Annotated in this window: 16 protein-coding genes; 4 read left to right on the top strand and 12 right to left on the bottom strand. The window is 41.0% G+C overall.

All coding sequences use genetic code 11. The features are described 5' to 3' along the window. Window positions 1–290: 290 nt before the first annotated feature. From G7092_RS05445 to G7092_RS05485, 9 genes are all read right to left on the bottom strand, one after another. Entirely contained in the window at window positions 291–941 is a 651-nt protein-coding gene (locus G7092_RS05445; RefSeq protein WP_166086978.1) for a hypothetical protein, read from the bottom strand. Between the two features lie 328 nt (window positions 942–1,269). After that, window positions 1,270–2,220, bottom strand: a complete 951-nt coding sequence (locus tag G7092_RS05450; protein WP_202985221.1) for a D-2-hydroxyacid dehydrogenase — start codon at window positions 2,218–2,220, stop codon at window positions 1,270–1,272. A 93-nt stretch (window positions 2,221–2,313) separates the two neighbouring features. Further along, window positions 2,314–3,381 carry a 3-phosphoserine/phosphohydroxythreonine transaminase gene (serC, locus tag G7092_RS05455; RefSeq protein ID WP_166086980.1) on the bottom strand — a complete coding sequence of 356 codons (1,068 nt, stop codon included), beginning with the start codon at window positions 3,379–3,381 and terminating at the stop codon, window positions 2,314–2,316. 184 nt (window positions 3,382–3,565) lie between these two features. Next, entirely contained in the window at window positions 3,566–4,234 is a 669-nt protein-coding gene (gene rpe, locus G7092_RS05460; protein ID WP_166086982.1) for a ribulose-phosphate 3-epimerase, read from the bottom strand. 321 nt (window positions 4,235–4,555) lie between these two features. Further along, window positions 4,556–4,879: a GIY-YIG nuclease family protein gene (locus tag G7092_RS05465; protein WP_166086984.1), complete on the bottom strand. Its 324-nt coding sequence runs from the start codon at window positions 4,877–4,879 to the stop codon at window positions 4,556–4,558. 266 nt (window positions 4,880–5,145) lie between these two features. Then, entirely contained in the window at window positions 5,146–5,418 is a 273-nt protein-coding gene (locus G7092_RS05470; RefSeq protein WP_166086986.1) for a hypothetical protein, read from the bottom strand. Between the two features lie 171 nt (window positions 5,419–5,589). Then, on the bottom strand, window positions 5,590–7,722 hold the full coding sequence (gene pnp, locus G7092_RS05475; protein ID WP_166086989.1) for a polyribonucleotide nucleotidyltransferase: 2,133 nt from the start codon (window positions 7,720–7,722) through the stop codon (window positions 5,590–5,592). Window positions 7,723–7,851: 129 nt separating this feature from the next. Beyond that, on the bottom strand, window positions 7,852–8,130 hold the full coding sequence (rpsO, locus tag G7092_RS05480; protein WP_166086991.1) for a 30S ribosomal protein S15: 279 nt from the start codon (window positions 8,128–8,130) through the stop codon (window positions 7,852–7,854). 250 nt (window positions 8,131–8,380) lie between these two features. Then, entirely contained in the window at window positions 8,381–9,334 is a 954-nt protein-coding gene (locus tag G7092_RS05485; protein WP_166086993.1) for an adenylyltransferase/cytidyltransferase family protein, read from the bottom strand. Between the two features lie 49 nt (window positions 9,335–9,383). Here G7092_RS05485 and G7092_RS05490 point away from each other — a divergent pair, with 49 nt between their 5' ends. Further along, window positions 9,384–9,803, top strand: coding sequence for an acyl-CoA thioesterase (locus G7092_RS05490; protein ID WP_166086995.1), 420 nt, complete (start codon window positions 9,384–9,386; stop codon window positions 9,801–9,803). Window positions 9,804–9,811: 8 nt separating this feature from the next. Here G7092_RS05490 and G7092_RS05495 read toward each other — a convergent pair whose 3' ends face one another. From G7092_RS05495 to G7092_RS05505, 3 genes are all read right to left on the bottom strand, one after another. After that, window positions 9,812–10,924, bottom strand: coding sequence for a hypothetical protein (locus G7092_RS05495; RefSeq protein WP_166086997.1), 1,113 nt, complete (start codon window positions 10,922–10,924; stop codon window positions 9,812–9,814). Further along, the gene (locus tag G7092_RS05500; protein ID WP_166086999.1) at window positions 10,924–11,559 is read right to left on the bottom strand and encodes an ABC transporter ATP-binding protein; all 636 of its coding nucleotides are present in this window, start codon (window positions 11,557–11,559) and stop codon (window positions 10,924–10,926) included. The genes G7092_RS05495 and G7092_RS05500 overlap by 1 nt, the downstream gene beginning before the upstream one ends. Window positions 11,560–11,677: 118 nt before the next feature. Continuing rightward, window positions 11,678–12,661, bottom strand: a complete 984-nt coding sequence (locus tag G7092_RS05505; protein WP_166087002.1) for a D-alanine--D-alanine ligase — start codon at window positions 12,659–12,661, stop codon at window positions 11,678–11,680. A 280-nt stretch (window positions 12,662–12,941) separates the two neighbouring features. Here G7092_RS05505 and G7092_RS05510 point away from each other — a divergent pair, with 280 nt between their 5' ends. The 3 genes from G7092_RS05510 (at window position 12,942) to mltG (ending at window position 15,220) form a co-directional block, all read left to right on the top strand. Then, window positions 12,942–13,733: a PASTA domain-containing protein gene (locus tag G7092_RS05510; RefSeq protein WP_166087004.1), complete on the top strand. Its 792-nt coding sequence runs from the start codon at window positions 12,942–12,944 to the stop codon at window positions 13,731–13,733. Beyond that, window positions 13,717–14,022 carry a rhodanese-like domain-containing protein gene (locus G7092_RS05515; RefSeq protein ID WP_166087006.1) on the top strand — a complete coding sequence of 102 codons (306 nt, stop codon included), beginning with the start codon at window positions 13,717–13,719 and terminating at the stop codon, window positions 14,020–14,022. Before G7092_RS05510 ends, G7092_RS05515 begins: the two co-directional genes overlap by 17 nt. A gap of 145 nt (window positions 14,023–14,167) precedes the next feature. Further along, the gene (gene mltG, locus G7092_RS05520) at window positions 14,168–15,220 is read left to right on the top strand and encodes an endolytic transglycosylase MltG (protein WP_166087008.1); all 1,053 of its coding nucleotides are present in this window, start codon (window positions 14,168–14,170) and stop codon (window positions 15,218–15,220) included.

Raw genomic sequence — 15,220 nt, forward strand, 5'->3', positions numbered from 1 at the left:
GCCTCTGCGCTCTACCCTTCGACGGAGCTCAGGGTGACAGCCCCCTTTAGTTCATTATTTATTCGCCATGCCTTTTCATGTGTTATTACTCTCGCAAGTAAAGGTTCGTGAGGATATTGCTTCGCCGTTCTTCTTTACAGCAATCACATATTTGTTTGCGTCTACTTAATGAGATGTTATTGAATCCGTCGATACATGATGATAATAACAGCCAGTGACTTAAACTATTGCGGCTTAAGGTATTTTATGATGAGACCAGGGAAACGTCACAAATATTGAATGACAGAGTATTATAATTTTCTATCATTTTGATTATTATTATCGTTTTTTTGAGGAATGGCAATTGTTACGGTTCCATAAGGACTGGTGTATGTAGTACCATCAGCACTTAAAAGAGTTACAGTTAAAGCAGGAAATGTCCATGTGGCGCTAAAACAATTACGTGTTGCACCGAAGCCGTTTTGTAATTGGTATCGTTTAATAGATACATCGTTTCCGTATTTTTGCTTCAATTGTTCCAAATCGCTGTTTGCCTCGTCGGATCGGATCTTGAAGGTTATGCCTATTAACTTAGAATCCAGAATACCGGCTGTGAAAGAGATCACCGGGCAGATGGCTGGTATTTTATTTTTTGCAAAATAGATGTCGATAAAGCCATTGGTTACTTCTGGCAGCGATTTTGTTTTTTTGGGGTCGTATTTATTTAAATCTCCTCGTTCAAAACAATCTACGGCGCTTAGTGGAGGGTAAGTGTATTCGTAGTATTCCTTTTTATTAAACCGGGTACCTCCAAGATAAGCTTTAATTTCACAGGAGCATTCCGGAACATGCAATGGCTCTCCCAATTTATATCCGAATACCGTCATGTCAGGCTGAGTGGTTTGTGCATTGGCCCAAACAGGCGCCAAAAATAAAATGATATACAAAAAGGCTTTAGGCATAACGTAGGCTTTAAATAACAAATATAATATACTTTAATATTTTTGCGGCCAACTTAAAATAATTTCAAGATGAATTATTGTTCGATAAAGAAATCTTATAAAAAGTTATTCTAACTAGCAGCTTCTCTTTTACATACACAAAATCGACTTCGCTAAACAGATAAACGAAACAATGTCTTGACTATGCTTCAAAGGCTCTCTCCGGGATGATCTTCCAAACACTGATGATGAGGATACAGGTAGCGGCGATTGAGCTATATAACAAAATAGCCAGGATCATTTACAGATCCCGGCTATTTGCGTTAAACAGTAAACCTCGTATTTACTTTTACTTTTTGAAATGATCAATGATCAGATTGGCCAATTCAACACCTATACGTTCCTGGGCCTCGTTCGTGGCGGCGCCAATATGCGGGGTAAGTGAAATTTTAGGGTGTTTTAATATTTCTTCGCGCGGAGTTGGTTCGTTATCAAACACGTCTAATGCTGCGAATGAAACTTGTCCGCTGTTTAAGGCGTCAATCAGGGCCAATTCGTCAATCAAGCCGCCGCGTGAAATGTTCACCAGGCCTACGCCTTTTTTGGTTTGAGCCAGTTCTTCGGCGCCTAAAAGAGCTTTGTCGATGAATGGAGTGTGCAGGGTAATAAAGTCGGCTGTTTTAATCACTTCATCAAGCGTAGCTTTCTTAACAGATACTTTTACAGTTGTACCGCCGCCCAAAACAATATCCAGCTCTGGGTTAAAATCAAAAAGATCATAAGCCAACACATCCATACCAACGCCGATAGCAATTTTTGCTACTTCGCGACCGATACGACCAAAACCTACAATACCTAATGTTTTACCGCGTAGCTCGATACCTTTAGCATAAGCTTTTTTCAGGTCGTTAAATTTGGTACCGCCTTCAACCGGCATTTTGCGGTTGCTATCATGTAAAAAGCGTACAGCGCCAAATAAGCTGGCAAATACCAGTTCGGCAACTGATAAGGAAGAAGAAGCCGGCGTGTTATAAACGCTTAAACCTTTTTCCCTGGCGTATTCTACATCGATATTATCCATACCAACACCACCGCGACCAATTACTTTCAGGTTAGGAGTTGCGTCAATTAAAGCCTTGCGAACTTTTGTTGCGCTGCGCACGGTGATGGCATCGTACTCTTTTAATTTTTCAGGCAATTCATCCTGAGGTATATTGTTGGTATCAACAAAAAATCCGGCATCTTCCAACAATTTCTTTCCAATTGGATCTATACCATCGTTAGCTAATATTTTGATCATGTCTTTTGTGTGAGTGGTGAGCAGTGAGTGGTGAATGGTTAAATGACGGCAAACTACTCACCATTCTCCATTCTCCACTCACCATTCACTAAATTATTTATTACTTTCTGCAAACTCGTTCATTACATCAACCAGCACTAAAATGCTGCTTAATGGTAAGGCATTATAGATGGAGGCACGGAAACCGCCTACGCTGCGGTGACCTTTGATGCCTACTATACCTCTTTCGTCGCACAGTTTCAGGAAAGGTTTTTCCAGCTCTGGGTTCTCCATTACAAAACATACGTTCATGTTCGAGCGATCTTCCGGAGCTGCTACCGCCTTAAACAACGGGTTAGCATCGATAGCATCATATAATACGCGTGCTTTGGTAATATTTTCCTGCTCAATGGCAGCTACACCACCTTTGGCTTTTAACCATCTTAAGGTTAACATAGAAACATAGATAGCGAAGCATGGAGGCGTATTGTACATAGAACCACCTTCAATTTGTGTCTGGTAGTTAAACATAGACGGGATCTTACGATCAACTTTGCCTAAAATATCATCTTTTACGATCACCAGGGTTACACCTGCAGGACCCATGTTTTTCTGAGCACCGGCGTAGATCAAACCAAAATCGGCAACATTAACTTTGCGGCTGAAGATATCTGACGACATATCACAAACCACCGGTATTGGCGATTTAGGGAACTCCTGTAATTGTGTACCATAAATGGTATTATTAGAAGTAATGTGGAAATAAGCGGCATCCGCAGGGATGGTATAATCCTTAGGGATGTAAGTAAAGTTGCTCTCTTTTGAAGAAGCTACAATTTCAACCTCGCCAAAGTATTTAGCTTCTTTTAAAGCTTTGTTCGCCCAAACACCTGTTTCCAGGTAAGCGGCTTTACCGGTTGATGGCAACAGGTTATATGGCGCCAAAGCAAACTGGGTGCTGGCACCGCCCTGTAAAAACAGAACCGAATAACCCTCAGGAACGCTGAATAACTCTTTCACCAAACTAACAGCTTCATCTAAAACTGCTTCAAATTCTTTTGAACGGTGTGAGATCTCCAATAATGACAATCCTATACCATTTAAATCAATTACTGCCTCAGCAGCTTGTTTTAAAACTTCCTGAGGTAAAATGCCGGGTCCGGCACCAAAATTATGTTTCATATAGTTAACAAATTGTAGGTTCTGAATACACGATTAGGAACTTCGTATTTAGTTGGGCCGAAGTTAATTAATTTGACAAAATATATAGAGATTATTTGCATTTTTTGAAAAAATATACAATTAATCAACAAAAGGCCCTTTGATTGCAAATTTGTAATTTATCCTACGGAGTTCGTAGAATTTATTACGATTGTAATAACTTTTCGGGATATTTAAGGTGAGATATGGCAGCCGATGGGTCGGCCGACGAAAACACAGAACTGCCTGCAACCAGCGCGTTGGCACCGGCATCAACCAATTTCTGGATGTTGTGCTGATCAACACCGCCGTCAACCTCAATAAACAGGTTTGGATTTTTGTCGCGGCTCAGCGCTTTCAGGTCGTGCAGTTTTTTGTAAGTATTGTCGATAAATTTCTGTCCGCCAAAACCAGGGTTAACAGACATGATGAGTACCAGGTCCAGATCGGCAATGATGTCTTGTAGCAAAGTAACCGGTGTATGCGGATTAAGGGCCACTCCTGCCCTGCAACCCAGCTCTTTAATAGCCTGAATGGTGCGATGCAAATGCGGACAAGCTTCATAATGTACCGTCATGCCATCAGCACCGGCATCTTTAAAGGCTTTCAGGTACCGGTCGGGCTCTACGATCATCAAGTGAACATCAAGCGGTTTGGTAGCGTGTTTTTTGGTGGCGCTAACCACCGGGAAACCAAATGATATGTTGGGCACAAACATACCATCCATAATATCAACATGCACCCAATCTGCATCGCTTTTATTGATCATTTCCAGATCGCGTTGCAGGTTGGCAAAATCGGCAGCTAAAATTGATGGTGCTATCAAATGGTTCATATGCAAATATAATAATCCCCGCGGCCCTCAGAAGGCAGAGTTATAAAATTTATGTAAAGTTTTTTGGGAGGAGGATTTCTACCTTCTGTCATCCTGAGCGTAGCGAAGGATCTATTAACGAACTATGCAAACTGCAATAAAAGACGTAGAATAGATTCTTCGCTATGCTCAGAATGACAAGAATATTTTTTTAGATCATAATCTGAAAAGTTTGTCATCCTGAGGAACGAAGGATCTATTACTGAACTATGCTAACTATAGGAAAAGTAAAGAGTAGATTCTTCACTACGTTTAGAATGACCAGACACTTTTGGTTATAGTTTAGCCAGTAAATACTGGAGGCCATTCCATAATTTCCTTATTCAGAAAATCCCAACTTTGGTTTTCCACCTCAATTAGTTTTACCTTTTTCTCCCTCGTCCAGCCTGTAATCTCCTTTTTACGTTCAATAGCATGATTTATAAATTGGTGCCGCTCAAACCATACGAGATAATAACATTTATACTTTGAGGTGAAACTTTCAGCTTGTCTAACACCAAAATAATGCTCGTACAATCTTTGATTTAAATCGTTAGTTACACCAGTGTATAATACCGTTTTATTATAATTTGTAAGGATATAGGTAAAAAAGTTATACTGGCTCATCTTATAGATGAATATACAAATTTACACCTATTTAAAGGAATATGGCGTAGAATAGATTCTTCGCTACACTCAGAATGACAAAAATATTTTATACTTAAAAAAGCTTGTCATCCTGAGGAACGAAGGATCTATTAACGAGCTATACAAGCCGGAAGAAAGGGCGTATAATAGATTCTTCGCTGTCGCTCAGAATGACAAAAGAAGGTAAGAAAAAGATGTGTAAAAGGATTTGCTTTATCACTCCCCCCTTCAGGGAGCTGGGAGCCTTAATCGCAGTTAAGCAACAGGTCGTAGTACTTTTTCATGAGTATAGTATCGTAGTTGACCAGGGAGCTGTAAGCTTCGGATACCAGTTCGTTCAGGATAGATGAGCCTAGCTGGCCGCCTCCGTTGGGTATGGAGTCGTAATATACAATGAGATCTTTTACCCTGATGATCTCATATAACAACAACTGCACAAGATCGGTCTGTGTTCCCGACTGTATCCCATGCGGATTGTTATTTAGAAAATCTAAAGGATCATTAGTAGAAGAAGTCATGTTTTCTCTCAAGCAGGATCGGACTTTATGGTTTTGTCAAACTATCTCTCAATTTTACTAAAGTTCAAATAAGCCTGTTTTGTTTTAATTTTTTTTCAAAAAAAACATTCACAAAACAGGCTAAATAACAAAACCCTCGTTACGAGGGTTTTGTATACTAAAATTCAATAATTAATTGGCTTTAGGCGCTTCTGGTTTTGGTAATAAAACTTTTCTTGAAAGTTTTAATTTACCTTGCTTATCTACATCAAGCAATTTAACCCTTACCTCGTCGCCAATCTGGAATATACCATCCATCGTTTCGATACGGCGGTGATCAATTTCAGAAATGTGCAACAGACCATCTTTACCAGGCATAATTTCAACAAATGCACCAAATGGCATAATTGATTTTACTTTACCTTCATATATCTCGCCTACTTCTGGTTTTGAAGCAATAGCGCGGATACGTGACAGAGCGGCATCGATAGAAGCCTTGTTATCGGCAAATACCTGAACAATACCCTGGTTGTCTTTTTCTTCGATAGAAATGGTTGCACCTGTTTCGCGCTGCATTTCCTGGATGATTTTACCACCGGGCCCGATAACTGCACCAATAAATTCTTTGTCGATTTTAATGGTAACAATACGCGGAGCGTGTGGTTTGTAATCTTCACGTGGCTGAGTAATGGTTTTAGCCATTTCGCCAAGGATATGTAAACGACCATCTTTAGCCTGGTTTAAAGCGTTGGTTAACACTTCGTATGAAAGGCCATTGATCTTTAAGTCCATCTGTACAGCAACGATACCATTTTTGGTGCCGGTTACTTTAAAGTCCATATCACCTAAGTGGTCTTCATCACCCAAAATATCAGAAAGGATAGCATATTTAGTACCCATTTCGTTGGTGATCAATCCCATCGCGATACCAGATACAGGCTCTTTAATTTTCACACCGGCATCCATCAGCGCCAATGTACCGGCACAAACTGTTGCCATTGACGACGAACCATTTGACTCCAGGATATCAGATACGATACGGATAGTGTATGGGTTTTCGTCTTCAGAAGGCAATACTTGTTTTAATGAACGCATAGCCAGGTTACCGTGACCAATTTCGCGGCGACCAGCACCACGGTTAGGACGAACCTCACCGGTTGAGAAGCCTGGGAAATTGTAGTGTAACAGGAATTTCTGGTAACCGTTAATGAACGCACCATCAATCATTTGCTCATCATCTTTAGCACCCAGGGTAACGGTGGTTAATGATTGGGTTTCGCCACGGGTAAATACAGCCGAACCGTGAGCAGATGGTAAATAACCAACTTCGCTCCATATCGGGCGGATCTGGGTAGTTGTACGACCGTCTAAACGTTTACCTTCGTCTAATACCAGATTACGGATAGCATCATACTCTACATCATGATAATATTTTTTAGCCAGGAACTTGGTCACGTCATCTATCTCACCTAAGGTTTCGATATACGCGTCACGAACTTCTTTAAATTTAACACCACGCTCGTCTTTTGCAGATGCAGAAGAAGCGATAGCGTAAACCTGGTCATAAGTAGCAGCGTAGATGGCTTTTTTCAAGTCTTCGTTGCTGTGCTCGTGGCTGTAAGTACGTTTTACAGTTTTACCAACTTCGGCAGTTAATTCTTTTTGAGCTAAACACTGTAATTTAATAGCAGTGTGCGCAAATTTGATAGCTTCAACCAATTCGGCTTCCTGAATTTCTTTTGATTCACCTTCAACCATGTTGATGTCATGCTCAGAACCTGCAACGATGAATTCTAAAGTCGCGTTTTCCAGCTGGCTCAGGGTTGGGTTAATTACTAACTGGCCATCAATTTTAGCTACACGAACTTCAGAGATAGGGCCATTGAAAGGGATATCAGAAACAGATAAAGCTGCTGATGCTGCCAAACCAGCTAATGCATCGGGCATAATATCTTTATCAGCAGATATTAAAGTGATCATCACTTGGGTATCCGCATGATAATCTTCGGGGAACAATGGACGCAAAGCACGGTCAACCAAACGGGAGATCAAAACCTCATAGTCTGATAAACGAGCCTCACGGCGTAAAAAACCACCTGGTATACGACCAGTGGCAGCGTATTTTTCCTGGTAATCAACAGAAAGGGGTAAAAAATCAACTCCCTCTTTCGCTTCCGGTGATGATACTACAGTAGCTAATAACATGGTATCACCCATTTTAATTACTACCGAGCCATCGGCTTGTTTGGCCAGTTTTCCGGTTTCGATCTCAATGGTGCGGCCGTCACCTAAATCAATAACCTTTTTAATTACGTTTAAACTCATCTTGTTTTTGTTGTGATGCGCTTTTCATCTTTCGGAACGCATCGGTTTTTATGTGTGTATAATATTTGTTCAAAAGTAAAAAAGCCATCCGAATATTACGGACGGCTTTTTATGAAAAACTTGAAAAACTTATTTGATGATATCCCTAAGCTGTAACGCTTTGATGATAGCACGATACCTTTCAATATCCTTATTGTAAAGGTATGCCAGCAATGCACGGCGTTTACCTACCAATTTTTGAAGTGATAATTGAGTAGAGAAGTCTTTTTTGTTATTTTTTAAGTGCCCGGTTAAGTGAGCAATACGGGTGGTGAATAAGGCTACCTGTCCTTCTGCAGAACCTGTGTCTGTAGCTGATTTACCGTGTTTTGCAAAGATCTCTGCCTTTGCTTCTTTACCTAAATACATTACTTGAATAATATTAAAGCGTGAATGATTAATTAATTGTGGGTGCAAAGATAGGTATTTAATTCAAAAGTAAAAATTCAAAAATCAAAAGGCTGCCTTTATATTTTTCCGGGTAAAGCTTTTGATTTTTGAATTTTAACTTACCAAGTACGTTGCCTTCGGCCCGGGCTTTCCGCTCATACGCCTGCAGGCCTTAGGCGTCAGGCCGGTATCCGCTACAATCCCTAACGCAAGAGAATATGCCCCTTTGTCAGATCAAATAGTCGCCAGCCTTACCGTATTTTTCTAATTGCCTGATGCCAGTGCTCGAAATATGTTCAAATTCCATATCGCAAAAGATAGCTGCTACGCTTATGTTTTTACCGCTCAGCTCCTGCATATACCGGTATTGGTTAAGCTCATATTGTAGATCAGATCCATTTCGCAGTCCGCGTATAATGGTAACATCATAACCCAGGCTATCTGTAAAATCGGTGAGTAAACCTTCGTAGGTGGCTTGCTGCCTGTATTTTAAAACATCGGGCAGATCATAGGTTGATTTTTCCTTACCCGGGTTAATACCACGGGCAATGATCACTTTGTCAAATATCTGCTCGGCCTTTTGCAGGATGTTATAATGCCCTTTGTGAAAAGGATTAAAACTGCCGGGATAAACGGCGATACGGGGCTGACGGTTGTTCACATAATCGATCAGGTAACTCAAGGCCGGGTTATTGACCATGGCTTGCAGGTTCTGTAGTACCTCTACCCTTTTTTGCCGATAAATGACATGATCAACAAATTGAAATTCTTTAAATATCTGTTGCTCATAAACCAGCAACTTGTCAAATGATTGATGGAGGATATTCAGATCAACGTCGCAAAATATGCGCGACAGTTCTGTTTTGGGTTGATGGGACTTAGTATCCAGTATAATCTGGGTTACTTCATCTTTTAGTGCCTGATCACCGGCAAATACCTCGTTAAAATAAGCTGCGGAATCCTCCTCGTTGGTTGCCGAGCGAGGATCGTAAATAATATCATGAAACACCGTGGCCAACAGCAAAATATCATTATCGCCAAGACCCTTGAGTTCCAACTGATTGTAAATATCATCCAAATGTTCCAATGTATGATAAAACCGGTGCGGCTCCTGATAGTGTTTTAATATATCTTTGCCAAGCCCCAGGCTAAGCAGTTTGTCTGTTTTATCTGTAATTTTCATTGTGCGCAAATGATGGGTAATTTTACAAACAAATAATCAATAATTAAAAATGAGCCAAGCCCAATACAGCACCTTTGAAACCGAACTCCGTGTACGCCCCGACGATATCGACATGTTTCAACATGTGCATAACAGCAAATACTTTGATTATGTGCTGGCTGCCCGGTACGATCAGATGGAACGCTGCTATGGTATGGCCATGGAAAAATTCATGGAACGCGGCTTTGGTTGGGTAATACGCATTGCCCATGTGGATTATAAACGCCCCCTGGCTATGGGTGACTATTTTGTGGTAAAAACAGGCATCGAATCCATTAACGAAAAAGGCTGCCGGGTACAATTCAGCATCACCAATAAAGGCACCGGTAAAATAAGCTGCGACGGCTATTTTGATTATGTGATGATCGATATGGCTACCGGTAGAGGAGCCAAGATCCCGCAGGATGTGATTGAACACTATTTGATATAAGTTTAATGTCAAACCTTCTCGCTTACGACTCCTTCATGCTTATAATAGTTATTGTAGAAAAACAGGTAAGCTGTAATCAGGTTCAGCGGTATCAGCAGCCAAAGTAAGTGGAACATAATTATCCAAAACAGTACTATAAATAATCCGAGGATCCATTGCAGGTACTTATCCATATTTAGCCCAAACCAGTATAGCAGGCTATGAAATAACATGGCTATGCTTAACCCGGCCAGCAATAACTCAACCGCCATTAACGGGCGAAACCTGCAGAAAAGCCAAACACTTTCGGGCAGCAATAAAAAGAAATAAACCCCGCTAAAATTTAAGAATAATTTGAATCGGCCAATCGGTAAATTACGTGTAAAGCTTAGCTTAGTTTCCTCAAAACGGCGCTCTTCAAATATCAGCACCACATGAGCCGTGATTACAGCCAATATGGCTATGCCCGCCACTCTTATATCAGTACTTACATCGGCAAACAAATAAAATACCCCGCTAATAATAAGCCATGACAAGCCCTTAGTGATAAAGTATGGTACTTTTTTATCGTCAAATATGTGATACACGTACAAGCTGAAATAAGGTTTGCGCCATTTGCTGCTCCATCTGAGTAAAAGCGATTGTTTACTACCATCAATCAGTCCATTTATTAAACGTGCATATATCAAGGCACTACACCAGATCATAGCCGTTAAAAACAATACGATTACCACTGGCAGTATATAAAAATGATGCGCCATCCCTACCCCAACGGCCAGCAAGGCGTAAATAATAACAGGCGCTAAAATGGCAGCCTGTGTATAACACCAACTTTTATGTTGTTCAGCAGGGCTCAGTGCAGTACTGCTGTAAAACAGAAATTGTTTATCTGGTGCAAAAAGTTGTGTACCTACATAATGCCAGCTTTTGAAAATATAGATAAGCCAACCTCCTATCACTAAAGCCAGCATAACCGGGCTACTGGTCATGGCCAACATTAAGGATTCGTGATAACTGATCAGCATATTGCCGGGTACCGTACCCACCATAATAAAAAACACAAAAAACAATATCCCTGCATGTACCTGGTAAAAGCCGCCGGCAAATATTTTGAGCAATACTTTGGTCAATGGCTGCTGCATCAGGCAATAAATTTGAGGGTTTGGTTTTCGACCAGTAATTCGTGCGCTATGGGTAGTTCGGCATGCTCCAGCGCCTGGTGCGATGATAGCAGGAAACTTGTACCATCCTGATTGTAACGTTCGGCTATCCAGCTATTCAATACTTTTAAAGATGCGGTATCGATGGTGATCAGCGGTTCATCTAGTAGAATCAGTTTTGGTTTTCCCATAAAAGCCAGTACCAGCGATAGCTTTTTGAGCATTCCGCTGGAGTACGTACCAACCGGTCGGTTTATATAAGCCTGCATTTGCATGGTATCGATGTAATGCTGCTCCTGCCCTGCCGGCGCGTCTTTGGCTTGTGCAAACAGGGCGATCATTTCCTTACCCGTTAAAAACTCCGGGAATATGGGCTCTGCTTCGGCAAAGTTTACCTGTTTCCGGTACTCCACGGGTTGCTTTTTGATGCTGATACTGTTGTCCAGCAAAATATCGCCCTCAAAAGATAATATACCGGCTATGGATTTGAGTAAGGTACTTTTGCCCGAACCGTTTACACCCTTTATCCAGTAAATACCCGGCTCGATGACGAGTTCATCAACCTTCAGTGCAGGAAAACCTCCATATAGTTTTTTGAAATTTTGGAACTTTAACATTGATGGTTGGATAATAAAAGAGAGACCATTGTTACAAAAAAGAGACGCTAATATGCGTCTCTACAATTATTCATTTAAATAGTAAATCCGAAATCGAACATCCCAATTCCGAAATCCCTTATATCGCTCCTTCTATTAAAGCGCTGTAAAACTCACCCAGGTCCATGCCTGCAGCCCTTACCTGTTGCGGAATCAGGCTAGCAGCTGATTGTCCTGGCGTAGTATTTACTTCGATAAAATAAAAATCGTTTGATCCTTCCAGCAGAATAAAATCTATCCGCACCATGCCTTTGCAATTCAACCGGCTGTATACTTCGGTCACAATACCGGCTATCCGTTCGTTTTGCTCCGTGGTTAGGTCGGCCGGGGTTACCTCCTCTGTTACACCTGCGGTATATTTGGCTTCATAGTCAAAAAAGTCTTTAGAGGTAATTATCTCGGTAGCGGGCAAAACGGTTATTTTCCCATGCAGGCGGGCTATACCAATGCTAAATTCCCGCCCTTTAATAAATTCTTCTACCAATATCTGCTGATCTTCGTGGAAAGCCTTTTTTAATGCATCGGGCAAACCGGCTACATTATAAACCTTGCTCATACCTACGCTGCTGCCGCCGTTATTAGGTTTGATGAACAGCGGAAATTTCAGTGTTGCGGCAATAATAGCCACATCATGCATATCCTTTTCAAACAAGCGCATCGAATGAGCAGTATGCAAACCATGTATACCGTTTACCAGAGTTTTGGTGTAGGCCTTATTCATAGTAATGGCCGATGTAGTGGCATCGCAGGTATTATATGGAATGCCCAGCATATCCAAATAACCCTGTAACTTACCATCTTCGCCGGGGGTGCCGTGTATGGTAATAAACGCGAAATCAAATTTTATCTTTTCACCATTCAGTGTGATAGTAAAATCATTTTTGTCTACATCAACCAGACCGTTCTCCGATTCATAAAACCATCTGTCGCGCTTAATTAATAAGGTGTATACCTTATATTTTTCGGCAGGTAAAGTGTTCGCTATATTCCTGGCACTGTTGATAGATACTTCATATTCACCGGTAAAGCCACCGGCCAAAAGGGCTACATTTTTAGTTGTCATATTTGTTGTTTTAGGGGAAAACTTAAAAGACTGTAAGTCTGTTTTAAAAGTATTAAAGGTGATGTAAAGGGCAAAAAATCAGTCAGGGCCGAAATTAAAATCTTTAAATTGAATAATTAAATAATGAACCATAAATTTTACAAAAATCATTATATTCCGTGACTGATCATCTGCATCCGTAAGACTTTCGGACTTTACAACCTTCCCTACTTTCGGAGTTTATACATAGCCAAATCCGAAATTATTACTATGTTTGATGCTTAATTTGAAGCAAATACCAATGAGCAAATTTGGGGCTTATTTAAAAACAAAATCATTTCGCAATAACATCATTATGGCTATTATTTCGGTAATAGTCATTGTTTTAATAGCTTTTTACAGCCTCGGATACTATACTCACCACGGAGCCGGCATACCTGTACCAAAACTCAAGGGATTGCTGATAGATAGAGCCACAGCCACCTTAAAAGAGCAGGGTTTTGATTATAAGATCGACTCCGTTTATGTGCAGGACGTAGCCCCGGGAACCATTGTAGAGCAAGACCCTGACGCAGGCACCAACGTAAAGGAAGGCCGCGTTATTTACCTCACCATGGTAACCCTGCAGGCACCTAATATTTCGCTGCCCGATCTGGAACAAAGCAGTTACCGTGAAGCAGTAGCAACCCTGTCAAACTATGGTTTAAAAATTGGCGATACTACCTATCGCTCAGATATTGCGCGAGATCGTATCCTGGAAGTTCGTTTTGGTGGTCAGGTGATCAAAGCTGGTACTAAAATACCAAAAGGCTCACGCATTGACCTGGTTTTAGGTGATGGTGAAGGCGCCAGCGAAGTGGAGATCCCAGAACTGGTTAAACTTGATCTGGATGCAGCGCGTTTTGCCATTAAAGGTGCGGGGCTTACTATAGGTACCATTACCTACCAGGGAAGCATTACCGACTCAACCAATGTGGTTGTAGTATCACAATATCCTATGAAAACCGATTCGTCCAGTAAGGCCAGCATAGGTACACGCATCAATTTAACCGTAACACAAGGCACAAAAGCACCCGATGCCCCAACAAATTAATGCTACCGAGTTACTGGCCCGCTTAAACAATGGCGAGCACCTGAACCTGGTTGATGTACGCGGGGTAATGGAATACCACACCTATAATATAGGTGGACTCAATATTCCCCTACCACAACTAGAGCAAAGCATTAATGACTGGGACTACAACAAAACAGACGAGATCATCGTTATCTGCAAAGTTGGTTTGCGCAGTAAAACGGCACAAACTATATTGCAGCAAAATGGTTATCTTGATGTTAAAAATTTAAGCGGCGGATTGATAGCCCTCCAAAAACTAAAAAAGTAAGAATCAAGATACAAGAGTCAGGAATTAAGAAAATCAATTTGTTTTCAATAGAAATATTACAATCAGAAAGTTTTTTTATCTTGATTCCTGACTCTTGTATCTTGACTCTATAATTATATCTTGACTCAATAAAAATCTATTTATCATGACTGAACAAAAAGCACCGTCAAAGGGTATACTCAAAAAATTCATCATAGCCCTGGTGCTCCTTATTATTGTAGTACTGGCTTTTGGAGCATATTATTACTCCAAATATTTTGGCCCCAACGTTACAGGCAAACAGGAATACCTGTATATACATACCGGCGCCACTTATGATCAGGTGTTAAAAACCATACAAGATCAGGATATGGTAAAAGATACAGCCTCATTTAACTGGGCCGCTGTGCATATGAACTACCCTAAACGGGTAAAACCAGGCCGCTACCACTTGCATCAAGGTATGGGCAACCGCAAGCTCATTAATATGTTGGCATCGGGTACGCAGGAACCTGTTCAGTTGGAGTTTCATGGTTTAAGGCAAAAAGAGCAGTTTGCAGGTTTTGTATCAAAAAAGATCGAGCCGGATTCAACCGCTATCATCAACCTGCTGGATTCTGCCAGCTATGTGTCTAAATATGGCTTTACTACCGATAACGTGTACACCATGTTTATGCCCAACTCCTACCAATTATATTGGAATACATCAGCCGATAAATTCTTTGAAAAGATGTACGCCAATTATGAAAAGTTTTGGACTCCGGAACGTAAGCAACAGGCCGCAGCACTTAATTTAACGCTGCCCCAGGTATCTATTTTAGCCTCTATTGTTGATGCCGAAGCTTTGCATGATGACGAAATGCCCGCTGTGGCTGGTTTGTATTTGAACAGACTAAAAAAAGGCATGAAACTGGAGGCCGACCCTACTGTTATATTCGCTTTAAATGATTTTACTATTAAACGGGTGCTTAACAGGTACCTGTCATACAATTCACCATATAATACCTACCTGCATACAGGTTTGCCTCCGGGCCCTATTATGATGCCATCGGTTGCAGCAGTAAAATCGGTATTGAACTATCAGAAAAGCGATTATATTTATATGTGTGCCAAGGCCGATTTTTCAGGTTACCATGCCTTTGCTACTAATGTGGCCGATCATTTGGTAAACGCACATAAATTTCAGCAAGCCCTTAACGAGCGAAACATCAAGCGCTAA

It is taken from the genome of Mucilaginibacter inviolabilis (assembly GCF_011089895.1).
Taxonomy (GTDB): domain Bacteria; phylum Bacteroidota; class Bacteroidia; order Sphingobacteriales; family Sphingobacteriaceae; genus Mucilaginibacter; species Mucilaginibacter inviolabilis.

Excerpts from the sequence above, each read along its gene's own strand:
- G7092_RS05510 (WP_166087004.1), top strand. The coding sequence starts at position 12,942 with ATGAGCAAATTTGGGGCTTATTTAAAAACAAAATCATTTCGCAATAAC.
- pnp (WP_166086989.1), bottom strand. The coding sequence starts at position 7,722 with ATGAGTTTAAACGTAATTAAAAAGGTTATTGATTTAGGTGACGGCCGC.
- rpe (WP_166086982.1), bottom strand. The coding sequence starts at position 4,234 with ATGAACCATTTGATAGCACCATCAATTTTAGCTGCCGATTTTGCCAAC.
- serC (WP_166086980.1), bottom strand. The coding sequence starts at position 3,381 with ATGAAACATAATTTTGGTGCCGGACCCGGCATTTTACCTCAGGAAGTT.
- G7092_RS05495 (WP_166086997.1), bottom strand. The coding sequence starts at position 10,924 with ATGCAGCAGCCATTGACCAAAGTATTGCTCAAAATATTTGCCGGCGGC.
- G7092_RS05465 (WP_166086984.1), bottom strand. The coding sequence starts at position 4,879 with ATGAGCCAGTATAACTTTTTTACCTATATCCTTACAAATTATAATAAA.
- G7092_RS05505 (WP_166087002.1), bottom strand. The coding sequence starts at position 12,661 with ATGACAACTAAAAATGTAGCCCTTTTGGCCGGTGGCTTTACCGGTGAA.
- G7092_RS05470 (WP_166086986.1), bottom strand. The coding sequence starts at position 5,418 with ATGACTTCTTCTACTAATGATCCTTTAGATTTTCTAAATAACAATCCG.
- mltG (WP_166087008.1), top strand. The coding sequence starts at position 14,168 with ATGACTGAACAAAAAGCACCGTCAAAGGGTATACTCAAAAAATTCATC.
- rpsO (WP_166086991.1), bottom strand. The coding sequence starts at position 8,130 with ATGTATTTAGGTAAAGAAGCAAAGGCAGAGATCTTTGCAAAACACGGT.
- G7092_RS05445 (WP_166086978.1), bottom strand. The coding sequence starts at position 941 with ATGCCTAAAGCCTTTTTGTATATCATTTTATTTTTGGCGCCTGTTTGG.
- G7092_RS05485 (WP_166086993.1), bottom strand. The coding sequence starts at position 9,334 with ATGAAAATTACAGATAAAACAGACAAACTGCTTAGCCTGGGGCTTGGC.
- G7092_RS05450 (WP_202985221.1), bottom strand. The coding sequence starts at position 2,220 with ATGATCAAAATATTAGCTAACGATGGTATAGATCCAATTGGAAAGAAA.
- G7092_RS05500 (WP_166086999.1), bottom strand. The coding sequence starts at position 11,559 with ATGTTAAAGTTCCAAAATTTCAAAAAACTATATGGAGGTTTTCCTGCA.
- G7092_RS05490 (WP_166086995.1), top strand. The coding sequence starts at position 9,384 with ATGAGCCAAGCCCAATACAGCACCTTTGAAACCGAACTCCGTGTACGC.
- G7092_RS05515 (WP_166087006.1), top strand. The coding sequence starts at position 13,717 with ATGCCCCAACAAATTAATGCTACCGAGTTACTGGCCCGCTTAAACAAT.